20 protein-coding genes are annotated in these 19,955 nt (G+C 61.5%); 6 read left to right on the top strand and 14 right to left on the bottom strand.

Features of this window, described 5'->3' with window-relative positions; translation table 11 throughout:
- The first annotated feature begins 15 nt into the window (after positions 1 to 15).
- Positions 16 to 921: a DMT family transporter gene (locus F3H98_RS10860; RefSeq protein WP_149760160.1), complete on the top strand. Its 906-nt coding sequence runs from the start codon at positions 16 to 18 to the stop codon at positions 919 to 921.
- A 57-nt stretch (positions 922 to 978) separates the two neighbouring features.
- Here the strand turns inward: F3H98_RS10860 and F3H98_RS10855 are convergent, their stop codons facing one another.
- Positions 979 to 2,463 (bottom strand): nucleobase:cation symporter-2 family protein, encoded by a 1,485-nt coding sequence (locus tag F3H98_RS10855; RefSeq protein WP_149760159.1) that lies wholly within the window; start codon positions 2,461 to 2,463, stop codon positions 979 to 981.
- Positions 2,464 to 2,591: 128 nt separating this feature from the next.
- Here F3H98_RS10855 and xth point away from each other — a divergent pair, with 128 nt between their 5' ends.
- The 3 genes from xth (at position 2,592) to F3H98_RS10840 (ending at position 4,202) form a co-directional block, all read left to right on the top strand.
- Entirely contained in the window at positions 2,592 to 3,383 is a 792-nt protein-coding gene (xth, locus tag F3H98_RS10850; RefSeq protein ID WP_149760158.1) for an exodeoxyribonuclease III, read from the top strand.
- A 39-nt stretch (positions 3,384 to 3,422) separates the two neighbouring features.
- Positions 3,423 to 3,821 (top strand): YkvA family protein, encoded by a 399-nt coding sequence (locus F3H98_RS10845; protein ID WP_149760157.1) that lies wholly within the window; start codon positions 3,423 to 3,425, stop codon positions 3,819 to 3,821.
- A 63-nt stretch (positions 3,822 to 3,884) separates the two neighbouring features.
- Entirely contained in the window at positions 3,885 to 4,202 is a 318-nt protein-coding gene (locus tag F3H98_RS10840; RefSeq protein ID WP_188130392.1) for a hypothetical protein, read from the top strand.
- Here the strand turns inward: F3H98_RS10840 and F3H98_RS10835 are convergent, their stop codons facing one another.
- From F3H98_RS10835 to F3H98_RS10785, 11 genes are all read right to left on the bottom strand, one after another.
- Positions 4,203 to 5,069, bottom strand: coding sequence for a tetratricopeptide repeat protein (locus F3H98_RS10835; RefSeq protein WP_149760156.1), 867 nt, complete (start codon positions 5,067 to 5,069; stop codon positions 4,203 to 4,205).
- Entirely contained in the window at positions 5,056 to 6,780 is a 1,725-nt protein-coding gene (ilvD, locus tag F3H98_RS10830; protein ID WP_149760155.1) for a dihydroxy-acid dehydratase, read from the bottom strand. The genes F3H98_RS10835 and ilvD overlap by 14 nt, the downstream gene beginning before the upstream one ends.
- A gap of 296 nt (positions 6,781 to 7,076) precedes the next feature.
- Positions 7,077 to 8,360: an OmpP1/FadL family transporter gene (locus F3H98_RS10825; RefSeq protein ID WP_149760154.1), complete on the bottom strand. Its 1,284-nt coding sequence runs from the start codon at positions 8,358 to 8,360 to the stop codon at positions 7,077 to 7,079.
- Between the two features lie 370 nt (positions 8,361 to 8,730).
- Positions 8,731 to 11,514, bottom strand: a complete 2,784-nt coding sequence (locus F3H98_RS10820) for a valine--tRNA ligase (RefSeq protein ID WP_149760153.1) — start codon at positions 11,512 to 11,514, stop codon at positions 8,731 to 8,733.
- Between the two features lie 278 nt (positions 11,515 to 11,792).
- The gene (locus tag F3H98_RS10815) at positions 11,793 to 11,984 is read right to left on the bottom strand and encodes a hypothetical protein (RefSeq protein WP_149760152.1); all 192 of its coding nucleotides are present in this window, start codon (positions 11,982 to 11,984) and stop codon (positions 11,793 to 11,795) included.
- Positions 11,985 to 12,109: 125 nt separating this feature from the next.
- Entirely contained in the window at positions 12,110 to 12,508 is a 399-nt protein-coding gene (locus F3H98_RS10810; protein ID WP_149760151.1) for a GFA family protein, read from the bottom strand.
- 308 nt (positions 12,509 to 12,816) lie between these two features.
- Positions 12,817 to 13,182 carry a GFA family protein gene (locus F3H98_RS10805; RefSeq protein WP_149760150.1) on the bottom strand — a complete coding sequence of 122 codons (366 nt, stop codon included), beginning with the start codon at positions 13,180 to 13,182 and terminating at the stop codon, positions 12,817 to 12,819.
- Between the two features lie 68 nt (positions 13,183 to 13,250).
- Positions 13,251 to 14,303, bottom strand: coding sequence for an aldo/keto reductase (locus F3H98_RS10800; RefSeq protein WP_149760149.1), 1,053 nt, complete (start codon positions 14,301 to 14,303; stop codon positions 13,251 to 13,253).
- A gap of 68 nt (positions 14,304 to 14,371) precedes the next feature.
- Positions 14,372 to 14,620, bottom strand: coding sequence for a hypothetical protein (locus tag F3H98_RS10795; protein WP_149760344.1), 249 nt, complete (start codon positions 14,618 to 14,620; stop codon positions 14,372 to 14,374).
- Positions 14,621 to 14,865: 245 nt separating this feature from the next.
- Positions 14,866 to 15,204 (bottom strand): hypothetical protein, encoded by a 339-nt coding sequence (locus tag F3H98_RS10790; RefSeq protein ID WP_244621667.1) that lies wholly within the window; start codon positions 15,202 to 15,204, stop codon positions 14,866 to 14,868.
- Positions 15,205 to 15,426: 222 nt separating this feature from the next.
- Positions 15,427 to 16,272 (bottom strand): aldo/keto reductase, encoded by an 846-nt coding sequence (locus F3H98_RS10785; RefSeq protein WP_149760148.1) that lies wholly within the window; start codon positions 16,270 to 16,272, stop codon positions 15,427 to 15,429.
- 74 nt (positions 16,273 to 16,346) lie between these two features.
- Between F3H98_RS10785 and F3H98_RS10780 the strand changes: the two genes are divergently transcribed.
- Positions 16,347 to 17,336 carry a heparan-alpha-glucosaminide N-acetyltransferase gene (locus tag F3H98_RS10780; RefSeq protein WP_149760147.1) on the top strand — a complete coding sequence of 330 codons (990 nt, stop codon included), beginning with the start codon at positions 16,347 to 16,349 and terminating at the stop codon, positions 17,334 to 17,336.
- Positions 17,333 to 17,809: a methyltransferase family protein gene (locus tag F3H98_RS10775; protein ID WP_149760146.1), complete on the top strand. Its 477-nt coding sequence runs from the start codon at positions 17,333 to 17,335 to the stop codon at positions 17,807 to 17,809. The genes F3H98_RS10780 and F3H98_RS10775 overlap by 4 nt, the downstream gene beginning before the upstream one ends.
- 42 nt (positions 17,810 to 17,851) lie before the next feature.
- Here F3H98_RS10775 and F3H98_RS10770 read toward each other — a convergent pair whose 3' ends face one another.
- Together F3H98_RS10770 and mgtE are read right to left on the bottom strand one after the other, a co-directional pair.
- Positions 17,852 to 18,238 (bottom strand): MerR family transcriptional regulator, encoded by a 387-nt coding sequence (locus F3H98_RS10770; protein WP_149760145.1) that lies wholly within the window; start codon positions 18,236 to 18,238, stop codon positions 17,852 to 17,854.
- A gap of 89 nt (positions 18,239 to 18,327) precedes the next feature.
- Entirely contained in the window at positions 18,328 to 19,743 is a 1,416-nt protein-coding gene (gene mgtE / locus F3H98_RS10765; protein WP_149760144.1) for a magnesium transporter, read from the bottom strand.
- Positions 19,744 to 19,955: the final 212 nt, after the last annotated feature.

Genomic DNA, 19,955 nt, shown 5'->3' with positions numbered 1-19,955 from the left:
ATGAGGACGCCTGCGATGCCCGCCAAGACCAACCAACCCACCGAACTTGCCCTGCTTCTCGTGCTGGCGACGCTATGGGGCGCCTCTTACACCTTCATCAAGATCGGCGTGGAGACCATCCCGCCGCTGACGCTGATCGCCATGCGCACGCTGATTGCGGGATCGATCCTGCTGGCGGTGCTGCGCTGGCGCGGGCTGAGACTGCCGCTTGATGTGGCAACGTGGGGAAAATTCCTGTTCCAGGCCTGCCTGAACAGCGCCATCCCCTTTACGCTGATCGCCTGGGCCGAGCGTTCCATCGATGCCGGGCTGGCCGCCATCCTGAACTCGATGACGCCGATCTTCGCCTTCCTGCTCACCGTGCTGGTGACCCGCCACGAACAGGTGACGGCGCGAAAACTGTTCGGCGTGGTAGCGGGATTGGCCGGCGTCTGCCTGATCATCGGCGTGCAGGCGCTGAACGGTCTCGGCGACCAGTTGTGGGCGCAGCTCGCCGTCGTCGCCGCAACCGTCTGCTATGCCGCGGCCGCGACCTTCGGCAAAAGCTTCGGGGATTTCGATCCGATGGTGCCGGCTGCCGGTTCACTGATTTCGGGCGCAGCGATCCTGATGCCGCTAAGCCTTGTGATCGACCGGCCGTGGACGCTGACGCCGTCGATGGATTCCATGCTGGCGCTCGCCGCGCTTTCGGTCTTCTCGACCGCACTCGCCTTCGCCATCTATTTCAGGCTGCTCCGCACGCTGGGTTCGGTTGCCGCTACCGCGCAGGCCTACATAAGGGTGCCTGTCGGCGTAGCGATCGGTGTGGTCTTCCTCGGCGAAGCGGTTACCACCACCGCCGGCATCGGGCTGGTCTGTGTCATCGCAGGCGTGGTTGCCATGACGATGCCTGCCCGCAAGCGCGCGACAATAGCGGCTTGATGGACGCCAAACGCAGAAAGGGCCGCATTACGCAGGCCCTTTCCTTGTTTCAGGCGATCAAGCCTCGGCGGCCATCGCCGCTTCGCGCATTTCGGCCTCGTCGACGCGGGTGCCGTTGAAGAAGGCGTTGAGCACGACCGCCGATACCGTCGCCAGCAGGATGCCGGATTCGACCAGCGGATGGATGGCGTGAGGCAGCCACATCTTGAAGTCGGGCGCCACAAGCGGGATCATGCCGAGGCCAACCGACACCGCGACAACGAACATGTTGTTGCGCTGCGTCTTGAAGTCGACATTTGACAGGATGCGAATGCCCGTCGCGGCGACCATGCCGAACATCACCAGTCCGGCGCCGCCAAGCACCACGGTCGGCAGCGCCTCGACCAGCGCGCCCATCTTCGGCACCAGGCCGAAGATGACGAGGATGACACCGCCGGCGACGCAGACAAAGCGGCTCTTGATACCGGTGACCCCGACCAGTCCGACATTCTGCGAGAAGCTGGTGTAGGGAAACGTGTTGAAGATGCCGCCGATGACCGTGCCCAGACCATCGGTCCTGAGGCCGGCAGACAGGCTTGCCTGCGTCATTTTGCGCCCGGTGAGATCGGAAAGCGCGAGGAACATTCCGGTCGACTCGATCAGCGTGACGATCATCACCAGCGTCATGGTGATAATCAGCACGGGATCGAAGATCGGCATGCCGAAATGGAACGGCGTGATGATGGCGAACCACTCGGCATTGGCGACCTTGTCGAAATGCATCATGCCTAGGCCCGCAGTCAGCAGGCCGCCGATGACGATGCCGAGCAAGACTGCGATGTTGGAGACAAAACCCTTGCCGAATTTGGCGATCAGCAGGATCGACCCCAGCACGACCGCCGACACCGCAATGTTGGACAGCGGCGCATAGGCGGCATTCTCAAGCATCGGCGCCAGCGCGAGCTTGGCCGGAATGGCCGGAATGGCAGAGCCGGCGGTTCCAGCCATTTCGGTTACGGTCTTCAGCCACTCGGCGTGTTCGGGGGCCACGAGCCTCGGCGCGGTCGGACCGGCCGGCGTACCGAAAATCCAGTTGATGCCGACCCGCATCAGCGAGGCGCCGATCACCACGATGATGGTGCCGGTGACCACCGGGGGAAAGAACCGCAACATACGGCTGGCGAGCGGCGCAATGACGATGCCGATCAGGCCGGCACCAATGATGGCGCCAAACAGGATGCGGGCGCCATCCGGACCCGGGTTGGCATTGGCAATGGCGACCATCGGGCCGACAGCGGCGAAGGTGACACCCATCATCACTGGCAGCTTGATGCCGAACCATTGGGTGGCGCCGAACGACTGGATGATGGTGACGATGCCGCAGACGAATAGGTCGGCGGAAATCAGGAAGGCAACCTGTTCCGGGTCCAGCTTCAGGGCGCGCCCGACGATGAGCGGTACGGCGATGGCGCCGGCGTACATGACGAGGACATGCTGGATGCCGAGCGCGGCAAGACGCGGTGCGGGCAGCACCTCGTCCACGGGATGCGTGGTTGATGACATAACGGTATTCCCATTTATTTGCCGGCCGTTCCCTGGCCGGGTTCCCTTCCCTCGAAGGATATTGCAGGATCGACCGGTCCCGTGGATTCCGCCACCCAAGAATTCCTTGAAATAGTTGCGTGATTTTAATGAAAATAGTGACCTGGAACATAAACGGCGTCAGGGCCCGCATTGGAAACCTGCTGCATTGGCTCACCGAAAGCGCGCCGGACATCGTCTGCCTGCAGGAGATCAAGTCGGCCGACGACCAGTTTCCTCGCCTGGAAATCGAAGCGCTCGGCTATAATGTCGAGACCCTTGGCCAGAAAGGTTTCAACGGTGTCGCCATCCTGTCGAAGCTGCCGTTCGACGAGGTGAACCGGGGACTGCCGGGCGACGATGCCGACGACCATGCGCGATTCATCGAAGGCGTGTTTTCGACCGACAAGGGGGCGCTGCGCGTCGTCTCGCTCTACCTGCCCAACGGCAATCCGGTCGGCACGGAAAAATTTCCCTACAAGCTCGGCTGGATGCAGCGGCTGGAGCGCTGGGCCGCCCAGCGGCTGGAACTCGAGGAGCCTCTGGTGCTGGCCGGCGACTACAACGTCATCCCCGAGCCTATCGACGCGCGGTTTCCGGAAAACTGGGTCACCGATGCGCTGTTCCAGCCGGAAACCCGCCAGGCCTTCCGGCGTCTGGAAAACCTCGGCTTCACCGAGGCCCTCCGCGCGACAACCGACGCGGCGGGCGTCTACACGTTCTGGGACTATCAGGCAGGCGCCTGGCAGAAGAACAACGGCATCCGCATTGACCACCTGATGCTGTCGCCCGAAGCGGCCAATCGGTTGGCCTCGGCCTCGGTGGAAAAGCATGTGCGCGCCTGGGAAAAGCCGTCCGACCACGTGCCGACGGCTATTGAGCTGTCGCTGCAGGCAGCCTGACGCTGCCAAGAAAAGCCGAGGCCTGGTGTGGCGAGGCCAATGAATGGCAATGCAACAATCTTCTCTTCGCTCAAGCGATGGGCGCGAAGCGTCAAGCGAGACGTCGTTGCGCTCTGGCTGGCCGCCCGCGACCCCCGGGTGCCCTGGTATGCAAAGGCTGTAGCCGGCGCCGTCGCCGCCTATGCGCTGAGCCCGATCGATCTCATCCCGGACTTGATTCCGGTGGTCGGCTACCTCGATGATTTGATCATCGTGCCGCTTGGTATTCTGTTTGCCATAAAGCTCGTTCCAGCTGCACTGATGCAAGAATTTCGTGAGGAGGCAGTCCGGAGAGAGCTTCATCCGGCAAGCCGCGCCGGGCTGATCTTCATCGCGACGGTCTGGGTCGTAACCGCCACGTGGCTGGTCTGGTTTTTCTGGCCAAGTCGCGGCCGCTGATAACACCCGATCCTGACGCCGATCCCGCGTGCAAGCAGTGAGCCGGCGTGTTATTGTCGGGTCATGAAGGCGTTGATCGGATCATGCCTGATTGCCCTCGCGGTCCTTGTTGCATCGCAAGCGCCGGCGTACGCAGACTGCCAGTGCCGCGCCAACGGACGCGAATTCGAACAGGGCCAGCTAGCCTGCCTGAAACTGCCGGACGGCATGCAGCTTGCCCGCTGCGGCATGGAACTCAATAATTCGTCATGGAAGAAAGTGCAGGACGGCTGCCCCAGCGCATCCGCCGCCCCTATCGATCAATCGTGGCTTTCAGCTGCCGCATCTGCCCTTGTCGGTCATGTCCACACGGACAATCCAGAGAAGCCGACAGCCCGATAATTATTGTCCGAAGCCGAGCCGGCTCCCGCCGCCGCCATTGTCAGCCGCCGCATCGGCGCCATCTCCGCCGTCGGCCTCAGGTCCCTTGGTGAGGATATCCTCGGCCAGCGCAATCGCCGTGCGGCGATCCGATTCGCCGGCCAGCGAAAACGCTTCTTCCTGCATCGAACGGATCCAGATGCGGTCGATCGGATTGGCACGCTCCAGGGCTGCCGTCATCATGGCGAGGCCGCGCACCACCTTGCCTCTTTCGAAGAGGAGGTTGCCGAGCGTCGCCTGGGCGCCCGCATGGCCCTTTTCGGCGGCGAGCTGGAACCAGCGGCCGGCCTGGCGCAGGCTGGCCTTAACGCCGCCCTCGCCCTTGAGGAACATGTTGCCCATTTCGAACTGGGCGACCGGGTTGCGGTAATTGGCGGCCGCCCGCATGTAGAATTCCTGCGCCGCGGCCGGATTGGCGCGGACTGGACTGCCGGGAATGCCCTGCTTCAGGTATCCACCCAGCGCAACAAGAGCATCTGACACGTAGCTCTCTTCCGGGCTGCCGGGCTCGACATCCTGCTGCGCGATCTCGTTGAAGAACTTGAACGCCTCGTAGTCGTCGCGGGTGACGCCGTCGCCTTCCGCATACATGCGGGCGAGCTTCCAGGTGGCCCCGATCTGGCCGTTTTCGGCGGCGTAGCGATAAGCCTCCACGGCCTGGTCCTTGTGGCCGTTCTTGTATGCGGAGAAGCCGAACTTGAACACCGCCCAAGGGCTGGAGCGCTTCGGCGCTTCGTCCTGCGCAAACGCACCTCCGGCACAGCCGAAGGTCGCTGCGGCGACGACAGCCGACAGGATCGCGGTCCTCATGGTTTCAAATGTCGGCATAGCAATGCGTTTCTTTCGCTCCACCGGGATGGGTCACCGCGCCATTGCGGGCCGGACCCACCGTTTGTGCATATTTCCAAAGCGCGCCCGACTGATAGTCGGTGGTGCGCGGCTTCCAGCCCTTTGCCCGGGCTTTGAGTTCTTCGTCGGACAGCGCAACGTCCAGGACGCCATTCACGGCATCGATGGTGATGACATCGCCATCCCTCAGCAATCCGATGGGACCGCCGACGGCTGCCTCAGGGCCGACATGGCCGATACAGAAGCCGCGGGTGGCGCCTGAGAAGCGCCCGTCCGTTATCAAGGCGACCTTGCCGCCCATGCCCTGGCCATAGAGTGCCGCCGTCGTCGACAGCATCTCGCGCATGCCCGGGCCGCCCCTGGGGCCCTCGTAGCGGATGACGAGAACCTCGCCTTCCTTGTAATTACGACTGGACACCGCCTCGAAACACTCTTCCTCGCTGTCGAAGCAACGCGCCGGGCCGGAAAACTTCAACACGGCCATACCCGCAACCTTCACGATCGCGCCTTCAGGGGCCAAATTCCCCTTGAGCCCGACGACCCCGCCAGTCACGGTGATCGGCTTGTCGGCCGGATGTACCACGTCCTGGCTGTCATTCCAGCGAACATGCTCCATGTTTTCGGCCAAAGTGCGACCCGTCACGGTGAGGCAATCGCCGTGTAAGTAGCCGTTTTCCAACATTGTTTTCATCAGCAGCGGAATGCCGCCAGCCTCGAACATATCTTTCGCCACATATTTGCCACCCGGCTTCAGGTCGGCAATGTAAGGCGTCTTCGCAAAGATTTCGGCAACGTCGAAAAGATCGAACGAAATACCGGCTTCATGGGCGATCGCCGGCAGATGAAGTGCTGCATTGGTCGAGCCGCCGGTTGCGGAAACGACGGCGGCGGCATTTTCCAGCGATTTGCGGGTGACGATGTCGCGCGGCCGGATGTTTTTGGCGATCAGCTCCATCACCTTTTCGCCGGACGCGAAATTGAATCGGTCGCGCATCTCGTAGGGCGCCGGCGCACCGCAGGAATAGGGTAAGGCAAGGCCGATCGCCTCGGCGACCGTGGCCATGGTGTTGGCAGTGAATTGGGCGCCACACGAGCCGGCCGACGGGCACGCAGCCTGCTCGATCTCCAAAAGCTCGGCATCGTCGATGGCGCCGACCGAATGCTGGCCCACCGCCTCGAACACGTCTTGCACGGTGATCTGGCGACCGCGATAGCTGCCCGGCAGGATCGAGCCGCCATAGATGAAGACTGCCGGCACGTTGAGCCGCACCATGGCCATCATCATGCCTGGCAGCGACTTGTCGCAGCCGGCAAGCCCGACGATGGCGTCATAGCAATGGCCGCGCATGGTGAGCTCAATGGAATCGGCGATGACGTCGCGCGACACCAGCGACGACTTCATGCCCTGGTGCCCCATGGCGATACCGTCGGTAACGGTGATCGTGCAGAATTCGCGGGGTGTGCCGTTGGCGGCGGCGACGCCCTTCTTCACCACCTGCGCCTGGCGCATCAACGAGATGTTGCAAGGAGCCGCCTCATTCCAGCAACTCGCCACCCCGACAAGCGGCTGGGCGATCTCAGTGGCCGACAACCCCATGGCATATAAATAGGAGCGGTGCGGCGCACGCGCCGGCCCCTCGGTCACATGCCGGCTGGGAAGCTTGGCCTTTTTGGTTACGCTAGCGTCCATCGATGTCCTTGCCGCTGAGATCGCGGCGCCCTCATGCCGCGGTCATACTTTACGCGCACAAGAACTACCTTTCGGGTGCGCTTGGTTTATGGCGGGAAATGGGCAAATCAGGCGGCCGGAATATGTAGCCATTCGCATATCGAGACAGTGTTGCCGAATCGTCACAAATCGCTGAGCGGCCAACGCCAGACATGCGGCGTATAACGCCCGCTATCGCATGCTGAAGCCTTGGATAACTATCGGACCAGACAACAAAAAAGCCGGGCAGTGCCCGGCTTTTTCTCAGTCTGTTGCTGTTACCACTTGATCTTCAACTGTGCCGACAAGGCGCTGACCAGATCATTGTCGAAATCATAGGCCACGTCGTTGCCATAAGAGACGCCATCCTTGACGACCCGACCAGCGGAGCCGCTGGTCATTATGCCAAGGGCGCCGGCGAGACGAAGCTCGACGCTCTGGTTCGGCGTGTAGGCGACACCGCCACCGAACGTCCAGGTATCGGTCTGGGAGCTGAGACCGGTGGTGGTACCGCGATCCCAGGTAATGTTGGCTGCGCCGCTCCACTGATCGTTGAACTTGTGGCCGACACCGCCGGAAACCGTCCAGCCATCACGATAGAGCAGATCGAGAGACGTCACGAAGGTCGGGCCGCCCTGAACGCAAGGGATGGATTCCGTGCCGGCAACGCACAGGTCGACGGTCTGGAGCCGGCTCCAGTTGGTCCACTTGATCGAACCGAAAGCCAACCAATCGGGCGCGATGCCGGACTGAACCTTCAATTCAACCATTTCAGGCATGGTCGCTTCACCGAAGACCGATGTCACCCGACCGAAGATGGCGCGGCGTGGATCGGTGGGAGGCAGAATGATCGCCGGGATCTGCGTCAGATCCACCGTGCCGCTCAGGCCATCAAGATCGACCGAGGAGTTGTAAACCAGGCTCGCGCGCAGGGCGATTTCGGGGATTTCATAGGCCGCGCCAACGCGCCAGCCTACCCCCGAGTCGCCCAGGTCGAGACGGCCGACGCCGGTTCCGAGGGCCGCAGGCACGCCACCCACCACAAGGCGTTCCTTGAAGCCGTCGACTTCCTGATAGAAAACGCCGCCGAGCAAGCGGAACTGGCCGCTGCCTACCGGCATCTTGTACGAGCAGGTGGCTCCATAGTTGTCGCTGTTGATCTTTGTTTCGATGTTGTCGTTGGCGCCTGCCCAGTTGCGGCCCGGATTGGTGTGGGCGCCCCATGGCTGCGAATAATCGACCAGACAGTCGACACTCTCGCCTATGCCGGCCTTGAAGCCGATGCGCGGCACCCAATAGTCCTCGGTGTCCTTGACGCCGTTGGTCTGGCCACCGCCGCGGCCTGTGGCGCCGACGCCGTTGAGCGGGTTGGTGTCGCGCACGTTATTCAGTTCGCGATCCGGCATGACATAGGTGGCTGCCGCCTCAGCCGCGAAACGCGACGGATCGAACAGCAGGTCGATGTTGTAGCCACCGCGCTCCAGGCCGCCGGCATTCGCTGCTCCAACCATCGCGACAACCGCGCAGCCTGCCCCAAGCAGCGATTTGAATAGAGTGTTCATGAAAATCCTCTCCCCGAATTCCGTAAACGTAAGCTAGAGCGAATTCACCCGGTGCGTGCAACAGTGATTTTGTGGCCGAGAGGTTTCCAAAATCCGAAGCGGTGAGCGGACGGCCACAAAGCCGTGCGAAGCGGTCGGCAAAATGGCGTTTTCGTGAATGTATCGGCGGAAATTTCGCAATAAAATCGGTCAAGTCTGCGCGAAAACTGCCCGTTTTGGGCCTTCGCCGGTCAATTGTTACATTATGGCAACAATACGGCTTAAAATTGCAGCAGTCGCTGCATGTAACGCTGGGGAATGCCTATTTCAGGGGGAAAAAGCCCGCCTTCCCAAGGGGAAAGCGGGCTTTGGAATCACCCTCGATTTGCCGTCAATCGGCGTCGCGCAGACGCGACAGCGCGGCCTGCAATTTGTCCTGCGCTTCCTGAAATTCGGTAAGCTTCTGGCGCTCCGCCGCCACCACATCTTCCTTGGCGTTGGCGACGAACTTCTCGTTCGAAAGCTTCTTCAGGATGCGCGCGATTTCCTCCGTGACCTTCGCCACTTCCTTCTGCAGGCGCTGCGCCTCGGCCTTCAGGTCGATCAGGCTGCCGAGCGGCAGGCAGACGGTCGCCTCGTTGACGACGATCTGCGCGGAGCCCTTGGGGGCGCCAGCAGCGTGGGTGATGTCGCCGACACGCGCCAGGCGCTTGATCGCGGACTCATGCCGCACCAGGCGTTCCCGTGTCGCCGCGTTGGCGCCAACCATCACCAGCGGCGCAATGGCCGCCGGCGGGACGTTCATCTCGGCACGAACGGAACGGATGCCGCTGACAAGATCGACCAGCCAGTTGATCTCCGCCGCCGCCTCGACGTCCTGGAAACTAGGCTGCGGCCATGCGGCATGGCAGATCAACGTCGGGCGCTCACGCCCATTGCCCGCCGTATGGGCCCACAGCTCCTCGGTCATAAATGGCATGAAGGGATGCAGGAGCTTGTAGATCTCGTCGAGCACGAAGGCCGCGACCGCCTGGCTTTCCGCCTTGGCCGCCTCGTCGTCGCCCATGAACACCGGCTTGAGCAGTTCCAGATACCAGTCGCAGAACAGGTTCCAGACGAAACGGTAGGCAGCACCTGCCGCATCGTTGAACCGGAACGCGGTAATGCCTTCGGTTATTTCCCGTGTCGCCCGTGTGAGTTCGGTCAGGATCCAGCGGTTGATCGTCAGCTTGGCGTCGCCCAGCCAGAGATCGTCGTTGCGGGCAACCCCGTTCATTTCGGCAAAGCGCGTGGCGTTCCACAGCTTGGTGCCGAAATTGCGGTAGCCGGCGATGCGCGCCGGATCGAGCTTCACGTCCCTGCCCTGCGCGGCCATGATCGACAGCGTGAAACGTAGCGCGTCGGCGCCATATTCGTCGATCAGGTCGAGCGGATCGATGACGTTACCCTTCGACTTCGACATCTTGGCGCCGTTCTTGTCGCGCACCAGGGCATGCACATAGACGGTATGGAACGGCTCTTCGTCCATGAAATGCAGGCCCATCATCATCATGCGGGCGACCCAGAAGAAGATGATGTCGAAGCCGGTGACCAGAACGTCGGTCTGATAGTAGGTCTTCAGCTCCGGCGTATGGTCGGGCCAGCCAAGCGTCGAGAAAGGCCACAGCGCCGACGAGAACCAGGTATCGAGCACGTCCTCGTCGCGGGTGAGGATCTTGCCCGGTTCGTAGTTCTCCAGCTGGTCCTCGACCCAGGCCTTCCACGGTCCTTCCAGCGCGAGATAGTACTCGACAGCTGCGCTGAGGGCTTCCTCCTCCGTCTTCTCGACGAAGATGCGCCCGTCGGGACCATACCAGGCCGGGATCTGATGCCCCCACCAGAGCTGGCGGGAAATCGTCCAGGGCTGGATGTTCTCCATCCAGTCGAAATAGGTCTTTTCCCAGTTTTTCGGGACGAAGTTGGTGCGGCCCTCGCGCACCGAGGCGATCGCCGGCTTGGCCAGCTCGGCAGCGTTGACATACCACTGGTCGGTAAGGAAGGGCTCGATCGGCACACCGCCGCGGTCGCCATGTGGCACCGCATGCTTGTGGGACTCGACCTTTTCGAGGAAACCGCCCGCTTCCATCATCTCGACGACACGCTTGCGCGCCGCAAAACGGTCCTGGCCGTGCAGCGTGTCCAGCGTGTTTTCCAGTTCGGACGATGAATCAAGACCTTCCAGGAAGTCCTCGTTATCCCTGAGGTTTAGCGCCGCCTCCGTGGTCATGATGTTGATGGCGTGCAGTTTATGGCGCTTGCCGACATCGAAGTCGTTGAAATCGTGCGCCGGAGTGATCTTGACCGCTCCGGTGCCCTTTTCCGGATCGGAATAGGCGTCGGCGACAACGCGGATTTTCCGGCCGACAAGCGGCAGGATGACGTTCTTGCCGACGAGGTGGCGATAGCGCGCATCGTCGGGATGGACGGCCACGCCGGTGTCGCCAAGCATCGTCTCCGGCCGCGTCGTGGCGACCGTGATGAAGGTTTTGGGGTTTTCAGGATCGAATTTCTGGCCTTCGATCGGATAGCGGAAGTGCCAGAGGTTGCCGTTGACCTCCAGCTGCTCGACCTCGATGTCGGAAATCGCAGTCTGCAGCTTGGGATCCCAGCTGACAAGACGCTTGTCCTTGTAGATCAGCCCCTGCTTGTAGAGGGTGACGAAAACCTCGATCACCGCCTTGGACAGGCCCTCGTCCATGGTGAAGCGCTCGCGCGACCAGTCGCAGGAGGCGCCGAGCCGCTTCAGCTGGTTGAAGATCATGCCGCCGGATTCGGCCTTCCACTCCCAGACTTTATCGATGAACTCCTCGCGGCTGAGATCGCGGCGATGGATCTGCTTTTCCATGAGTTGGCGCTCGACCACCATCTGGGTGGCGATGCCGGCGTGATCCATGCCCGGCTGCCAGAGCACGTTCTTGCCGCGCATGCGCTCGAAGCGGACCATGATGTCCTGCAGCGTGTTGTTGAGCGCGTGGCCCATGTGCAGCGAGCCGGTGACGTTGGGCGGCGGGATGACGATGGCGAAAGGCTCGGCGCCGTCGGCGGCACCGGCGCCGGCGCGGAACGCGTCGGCATCCTCCCACAATTTGGCGATCTTCGGCTCGACGGCCTTGGCGTCGTAAGTCTTCTCAAGCATCGAAAAATGTCCGCAACTGTCGGGATACCGGATGGCCCGGTGTAAATCGGAAGGGTGGAGGCGAGTCAACTCCGCACCTTCCTAACACAAGCCGGGCGTTCCAGGTCGAACGATTGCGCGATCCTGTTTTAACGATGCTTCGCGTTTTCAGATGTATGCGACGGCGCAAATCCCGGCCCGGCCGATGGGTCGTCCGAACATGAGACAGTTCGAATGAAAACGGTCGCGACCGTTGCGACCGCGATTCTTAAGGCTGCTATGCGGTTCCGACATCCACCCTAGATGCACAGCCTCTGCGCACGGCACGCCTCGATGACATGCGCCGGCGGCAGCGAAGGCGCCACGGCCCGGCGCTCGGCACGTTTGAAGAGCAGCCTCAACTCTTCCGGCCGCACGCGGTCGCGCGCCATCACCAGTTGAACCATGGGATCGCTCAGAAGCTCGTCCAGTGTCTGGATACCGTCGGTCATCTTTTGCTCCTCGAAGCTTGCGCTGCCCCTTAGATAGGGATCAATCATGACCTGCCAATGATGGTTCGGCGGCTAACTCGTGACGGCCGGCATTTTTTCGAAACGGTTCGGGCCGGTGTTGCGCATCAGACCGGAGGCGGCGCTCCTTCATATTGCGGAAGACCGTCCTCCAACCTCACCCACGGCTGCTTGGAAGCAGTGAAAATATGCATCTCGGGCTCGAACAGCGACGGTTCGTCGAGCGAACCGCAGGTGAGCCCGATAATCCCGGCCTTCTGCCGCCGTGAAAAAATCGTGGTGCCACAAAGCGGGCAATAGCCACGCTCCAGGTCGGCCGATGAATTGACCGTCGCTGCCGGCCCATCGAGGATCACGTCACCGATGCCGAACAGCACTCGGGCGTTGAAGGCAGCGCCGATCGCCTTCTGGCAGAGCCGGCAATGGCAGACACGGCTGTTGATCGGCACCGCCTCGGCGCGATACCGCACTGTGCCGCAGAGGCATCCGCCTTCGTAAACCGCCATCGCCAATTCCTTCCGACAATGGCTGAACGCTAGCCACCCGGCCCTTGCGGTCAAACGAAAAGCCTTGATGGCTTCATCGACCGCCTTCATGCGTCGACCGACAGCGGCGCGCGATGGCTGTTCTAACCGTCGACCAGCGCGCCGCAGGATATGTTCACCTCCGGCTGGTGTTGGAGGTGGCAGTTCTGCCCCAAGAACGATTGGACGTTTTGTGATCCGACATTTTCTCCGGAATTTTTTCGAGGTGGACCGGCGCGGGATGCAATCTGAAGATCCGACTTCTGGAGACAAGCCTTGCTCCAGCCGGTTCACCACAAATTCTTGCCGTCGATCTCGAAGACCTCGATACTGCCGACGTCGAAATCGTCGAACAGGCGCGCATTGATGACGATCTGCGGGTTGTCGAAATTCGGCGCGCCGGTCGAGAAATCCGGCGTCTCGTTGTAAGTGGAGCAGCCGCACACGGAACAAAAATTGATCTTGCAGACCTTTGTCTGCCATTCGTAGCTCGACTTGGAATTATCCGAGATGAAACGCACGTCGGCCGGCTTGTAGTAGGCCCACAGTCCACCGCGCTTCGAGCAGATGGAGCAGGTACACCGTGTCACTGTTTCCGGCACATAGGCCACCTCGAACTGTGTTGCCTTGCAGTGGCAGCTTCCCTTGATAATCATGTCCGTGCTCCGTGGTTCGATGCTCCGGAGCTACCACCGCACTGCTGACAACCTACGTCAGCAACCCATCATGGGCACGGATTGCCTGTCCGCTGGTGGATGGCGTCGACCGCCTTCTGCATTTCGTCGGTCCATGTCACACCAGCCGAAGAGAGCGCCATGTCGAGTTGTTCGAGGCTGGTCGCCCCTACGATGTTGGACGTGACAAAGGGACGGTTCGTCACGAAGGCGTTGGCGAACAGTGCCGGCTCTATACCGAAATTCCTGGCAAGCTCGTTGTATTCGAGCTGAACTTCCGCGGCGTTGGGCGTCTCGTAACGCTGGCCGCGGTTGAAGAGCTGCGAGCGCGAGCCGGCCGGGCGGGCGCCGTGGTCGTATTTGCCGGTGAGATAGCCCTGCGCCAGCGGCGAATAGGCGAGCAGGCTCACCGTCTCGCGATCAGAGAGCTCGGCGAGGTTCACCTCAAAGCTGCGGTTTACCAGATTGTAGGCGTTCTGCAGCGAAACGGCGCGCGGACCGTTGCCTTTCTCGCTTTCGAACAGGAAACGCATGACGCCCCATGAACTTTCGTTCGAAAGGCCGAAATGGCGAATTTTTCCGGCCTTCACCAGTTCGTCGAAGACGGCGATCGTCTCGGCGATCGGTGTTTCGTCGGCGTCGCGCGACGCAGGCCAATTGCCGACCCGGCTCGGATTCGAGCCCCACGGCACCTGCCGTTCCGGGAAATGGATCTGGTAGAGATCGATATAGTCGGTCCGCAGCCGCTTCAGCGACTTTTCGACGGCGTCAAAAATGTCGGCGCGCACCAGTTTCGACGGATATCCGTCGCGAAACCAGGCATTGGCGGTGCGGCCAACAACCTTCGAGGCGACGATTATTCGGTCGCGATTGCCACGCGCCCGTATCCAGTTGCCGATGTAAGTTTCTGTCCGGCCTTGCGTTTCAGGCTTCGGGGGGATCGGGTACAGTTCGGCCGTATCGAGGAAGTTGACACCCCGCGCAACAGCGCGATCCATCTGCTGATGCGCCTCGTCTTCGGTATTCTGTTGGCCCCAGGTCATGGTGCCCAGGCAGATCGCCGATACGGACAGGTCAGTGCGGCCAAGCCGGCGCTGCTGCATGGCAAAAACTCTTCGGAACAGGAATTGTGCTCAAACCCGGCGCAGCCGGAGGCGTATGCCTTCCCGGCTTAGGTGACCAGCGCGACGATGGAGGCGATGCAGAATCCCGCCGAGACGATAATCAGGCCGCCGTAGATGCGTGGTCGGTCGAAAAGCACCGAAAAGCCTGAAAGCCAGCCAAAAAAACCACCACCTAGAGCCCACAGAAAGGCCGGCCGATCGCCCATCGACAACCCGGCTGCCATCAACCCGCCGACGATCAGCGCGCCAAAAACAATGATCACCGCAACGGCATATTTCTCGTAATTGTCTTCCATGTCTTCCTTCTCACAGGCGAGCTGTCCCACTCTGCCGGCGTAATCAATTCATCTCGGGATAGCGCGTGATGGCGACCGTCCCCAGCGGGACTAGAGAGGGCTTTGGCGCCGAAGTCAATTTTATGCCGGCGGCCGTTCACACCGTTTCGGCACAATCGACGGCATCGTTGCGCGGAAAACACACGCGGCCCTGCCCTTGACGGCACAACCGCAAAGGCTTGCCGTCATTCGTATGGAATCTTCAGTCAATACGAGCGCGGCGGCACGAACAGGCAGATCGTCCTGCTGTCGTTTTTGCCGGCAACGGAGCACCAGTGATATTCGCCGTCAGGCGAGTCACGCAGCCGTTTGTCGTGATAACCGACGACCTCGCCAGTGCCCGCGATCACATAACCTTCCGGTCGCTCGCTGATCGACTTGGCGTTCACTTCCCGGCAGTCGTAGCCGGAACAACAGGAGTAGGGATAGGTCCAGCCTTTCGGGGCGTCGTGGGCATTTGCCGGCGCTCCGATCAGGACTGCGAGTGTGGCAGCCGATGCAATTGAGGCCTTGAGGCCGAAGGGAAAGATTCCTGCGTAGAACATGTCATGTTCTCCAAGGTTTCCTCCCTGACTCTCGAATCTGCTCCCGCGTGATTAACCGAGTGTAAATTTCTTGCACGGAGCCCTGCCAGCAATAAACGATTCGCTGGTTCTTCGCTTCATACTATCTATCAAGCGCCGACCGATCTGTGCGCCAAGTCACAGCGGCCCAAAAATCTTGCATCGACTTCGACAGTAGCGGCGTATCGAAAATGAAAAGGCGGCTTAGGTCTGACCTGGCCGATCCCAACCTTCACCCGGCGAGAAATCGTGCTCGCAAATGCGCCTGTTTGCGCCGGTAAGCGCACTGATCGCCGCCATTTCGGCCCGCGAAAGCGCAAAATCGAAGATCGCGGCGTTTTCGGCGAGGCGCTCCTTTTTGGTTGTGCGGGGAATGGCGACGACGCCGTCCTGCTGCACATGCCAGCGCAGCACCACCTGCCCCGGCGTCTTGCCGAGGCGCGATGCCGCGGAAAGAACTGCCGGTTCATCGAGCAGTCCGCCGCCGCGATAGAGCGGGCAATAGGAGACCATGGCGATGCCGGCGGCGCGGCAGGCCACATGAACCTTCGTCTGATCGAGATAGGGATGATACTCGACCTGGTTTGCCGCCAAAGGCGCGTCGGAAAGCGCAATCGCTTCGGCAAGCAGCTTGGTTGGGAAGTTGGCGACGCCGATATGGCGGGTCAAACCCCTCTCCCGAATGCGGTTCAACGCCTTGATGGTGCCTTCGAGCGGGATACGCGCGTTTGGCCAGTGGATGAGTAGGAGGTCGACATGGTCGAGGCCGAGCCTTCCCAGGCTCCCCTCGGCCGACCGTTCGAAATCGACGGGCGCGAGATCGGTGTGCCACACTTTCGTGGTCAGGAAGATGTCGTCGCGCGGAACGGGAGAGGCCTTGATGCCGGCACCGACAGCAGCCTCATTGTCGTACATGCGCGCCGTGTCGATGTGCCGGTAGCCCACCGCCAGCGCATGGCTTACGAGATCGCTGCACTCGTCGCCCGTTAACGTCCAGGTGCCGAGCCCGATCGCCGGGATCATGGCACCGTTTGCCGCCACTTCATGCATGTCTCACCTCCGGCAAGCAGGACGCTATCATTGGTGACGCTTGCGCTTCACACAAAACCGGGCGACAGGAGGGCATGGATTCCGAACCAGCGTCAATGCAGCCCCGGCAGCGTATTCCCACAATCGACATTGCCCGCGGCGTCGCGCTGGTGGCGATGGCGATCTATCACTTCACCTGGGACTTGGAGTTCTTCGGCTATGCCGATGCCGGCCTGACGGCCGTCGGCGGCTGGCGGCTGTTTGCCCGCTGCATCGCCTCAAGTTTTCTGTTTCTGGTCGGCGTCAGTCTGTATCTTGGCCATGCCAAGGGTACTCGGTGGCCCGGTTTCCTGCGCCGGCTGGCGATGGTTGCCGGGGCTGCAATCGCGATCTCTATCGCAACCTACGTCGCTATACCGGGCGGCTTCATCTTCTTCGGCATCCTGCACCAGATAGCGCTGGCGAGCCTGCTCGGGCTCTTGTTCCTGCGCCTGCCCTCACTTGTCACGCTCCTGGCCGCGGCTGCGGTGATCGCCGCTCCGTCCTACTTGCGGTCGGCCTTTTTCGATCATCCGGCCTGGTGGTGGGTCGGCCTGTCGACCATCAATCCGCGCTCGAACGACTACGTTCCGCTGTTTCCGTGGTTCGGCGCCGTGCTGCTGGGCATTGCTGCCGCAAAGGCTGGCGAAGCGGCGGGGCTGTTCCGTTGGCTCGCCGGCATCATACCGGGCCGCTGGGCGCGGCCGCTGGACTTTGCCGGCCGGCACAGCCTGGCCTTCTACCTGATCCACCAGCCGGTGCTCATCGGCTGCGTCTGGCTGTTCTCGCAAGTGGTCCCCCCGCAGGTGGAAACGCCGGAGGTGCAATTCCGCAACTCCTGCGAACGCGTCTGCGAACAGGAGCGCAACGAGGAGTATTGCGCCTACTATTGCGTGTGCATGCTGGACAGGCTCCAAAGCGAAAAGGCGCTCGACAGCGTATTCGCCGGCGATCAGAATAATGTGCTGAAGACGCAGGTTCAGAATATCGCAGCCGCCTGCACCGCCGAAACGGACGAAAAAATGTCACGAGGGACGACCGAATGACCGAGATTCAGGCGCGGCCCAATCGCCTGCCCTGGCCTCCCCTGGTCTATCTCGCGGCAATAGCGGCGAGCATCGCACTGCACCTCCTCTATCCGCTGCCTTTCATCGGGCGGCCACTTTCCGACATCCTGTTCGCCGCCGGCGCGCTGCTGATTGTGGCAGTCGTCGCCATCGACCTTTCGGCGATCCGGGCCCTGCAGCGCGCTAAGACCACGGTGATGCCACATCGCGGCGCCGAGCATCTGGTGACCGACGGACCGTTCTCCTTCACCCGCAACCCGATCTATCTCGCCAACACCATGCTGATGTTCGGCGCAGGCCTGCTCTCTCAAATCACCTGGTTCTTTCCGCTTGCCCTTATCGCCGCCTTCATCACGCAGAAGCTGGCGATTGAACGCGAGGAAAAACACCTCGAAGTGCGTTTCGGCAAGAAATACCGCGACTACGCCAAGCGGGTGCGGCGCTGGATCTAGATTTGGATTTCTAGAATTCCGGCCAGACGGTCCGACGCAGGATCAGGTGTTGACGCCGAGTTCGACCAGCCGCTCGACACAGGATTCCTCGGCCTGATCGAGCTCTGCAAGCGTCTCCTCGAGATCGCGGCGCTTCTGGCGAAGATCCTCGCGCTTTTCCTCGATGCGCTTGATCATCAATTTGAGTTGCCCGACCTCGCCCGGAGGCTCGCGGTACATCTGGATGATTTCGCGAATCTCATTAATGGAGAAGCCAAGCCGCTTGCCGCGCATGATCTGCTTGACGAGATGGCGGTCGGATGGACGGAACAGACGTGTACGGCCACGGCGCACCGGCTGGATCAGCCCTTCGTCCTCGTAGAAGCGGAGCGTGCGCGTCGATATGTCGAATTCGCGGGTCAGCTCGGTAATCGAATAATATTCCCGCATCGCCTGCCTTGACCTGATGGATTCGCAGGCAAAAGCTTCGCACGGCATTTACGTAAAAGTCAATTCGGCCCGGGCAGCGGCCACCGCCGTCAGCCAAGGCGCAGCCACCAGGCGGCAAGCCCGAGAAAGACCATGAAGCCGGTCACATCGGTGATCATGGTCGTGAATATCGAAGACGAAATCGCCGGGTCGGCGCCATAGCGGTCGAGCACCAGCGGGATCAGGATGCCGGCCAGCGCCGCGGCAAGCATGTTGATGATCATCGCCGAGGCGATGACCAGGCCGAGGTGCGGGTTCTGGAACCACGCGCCGGCGACCAGACCGAGTATGGTGGCGATGACGGCGCCGTTGAGCAGCCCGACCATGACTTCGCGCCGGATGACGCGGCCGGCATTGTAAATGTCGAGATCCTTGGTCGCCAGCGCGCGCACCGTCACCGTCATCGTCTGCGTGCCGGCATTGCCGCCCAGCGACGCAACAATCGGCATCAGGGCCGCCAGCGCTACCATCTGCTCGATGGTCGCCCCGAACATGCTAATGACCGAAGCCGACAGGAACGCCGTCATCAGGTTGATCAACAGCCATGGCACCCGCGAACGCGACGTATCGACGACGGTGTCGGAAAGCTCTTCGTCGCCCACGCCGCCCATGCGCAACAGATCTTCCTCGGCTTCCTGCTGGATGACGTCGACGACATCGTCGATGGTGAGCACGCCGACCAGCCTTTCGTCCTCGTCGACGACGGCGGCCGAGAGCAGGTCGTATTGTTCGAATTCCCGCGCCGCCTCTTCCTGGTCCATCGTGGCCGGGATGGCATGGCGGGTCTCGTGCATGATCTCTTCGATCTTGACCGAACGCTTGGTGCGCAGGATCTGGTCGAGGTCGACGGCGCCGAGCAGCTTGAAGCTTGGATCGATGACGAAAATCTGGCTGAACCTGTCCGGCAGGTTGTGATCCTCGCGCATGTAGTCGATGGTCTGGCCCACGGTCCAGAATGGCGGCACCGCGACGAACTCTGTCTGCATGCGTCGACCGGCCGTTTCTTCCGGATAGTCGAGCGCCCTTCTCAGCCTGATCCGTTCGGTGAACGGCAACTGTGCAAGGATGTCTTCCTGATCCTCCTCGTCCAGGTCTTCCAGGATGTAGACGGCATCGTCGGAATCGAGCTCCTGCACCGCCTGGGCGATCTGGTCGTTGGGCAGGTTGTCGACGATGTCGAGGCGGATCGCCTCGTCGACTTCGGTCAGCGAGGAAAAGTCGAAATCCGACCCCATGAGTTCGACAAGGGCGCGCCGCTGCTCGGGCAGCAAGGCTTCCAACAGGTCACCGAGTTCGGACTGGTGAAGGCCGGCGACATCATGCTTGAGCGCCAGTGTGTCGCGGTCGGCGATGGCCGCGCCGATATGAGCGAGGAATGAAGCGCGGATGGCGCCGTCTTCTCCATAAATATCGGTTAGGCTGTCGGGCGCCCCGGAGCCGGGCGACTGCTCTTCTCGACCTTCCAACGGCGCCTCCCGTCCGGCTTCGTGCACGATCCGCGGATCATACGGAAATTCAAAGTGTTAGAGCATCTTGTGCGCGTTCGCAGGCGACGCATGGCGTTGGCTGCGAGTTCGCACCACTCCTATCGCGGGGCGCGACGGAATACAAAAGCAAATGCACCCGCGCCTGCGGCCAACGCTCACCGCATTCACACGTGCCCAAAAAGGGATTAGCG

The organism is Neomesorhizobium albiziae, from assembly GCF_900114255.1.
Taxonomy (GTDB): Bacteria; Pseudomonadota; Alphaproteobacteria; order Rhizobiales; family Rhizobiaceae; genus Neomesorhizobium; species Neomesorhizobium albiziae.
The sequence above is the reverse complement of the archived record's forward strand: the minus strand, read 5'-3'. Positions and strand labels throughout refer to the sequence as shown.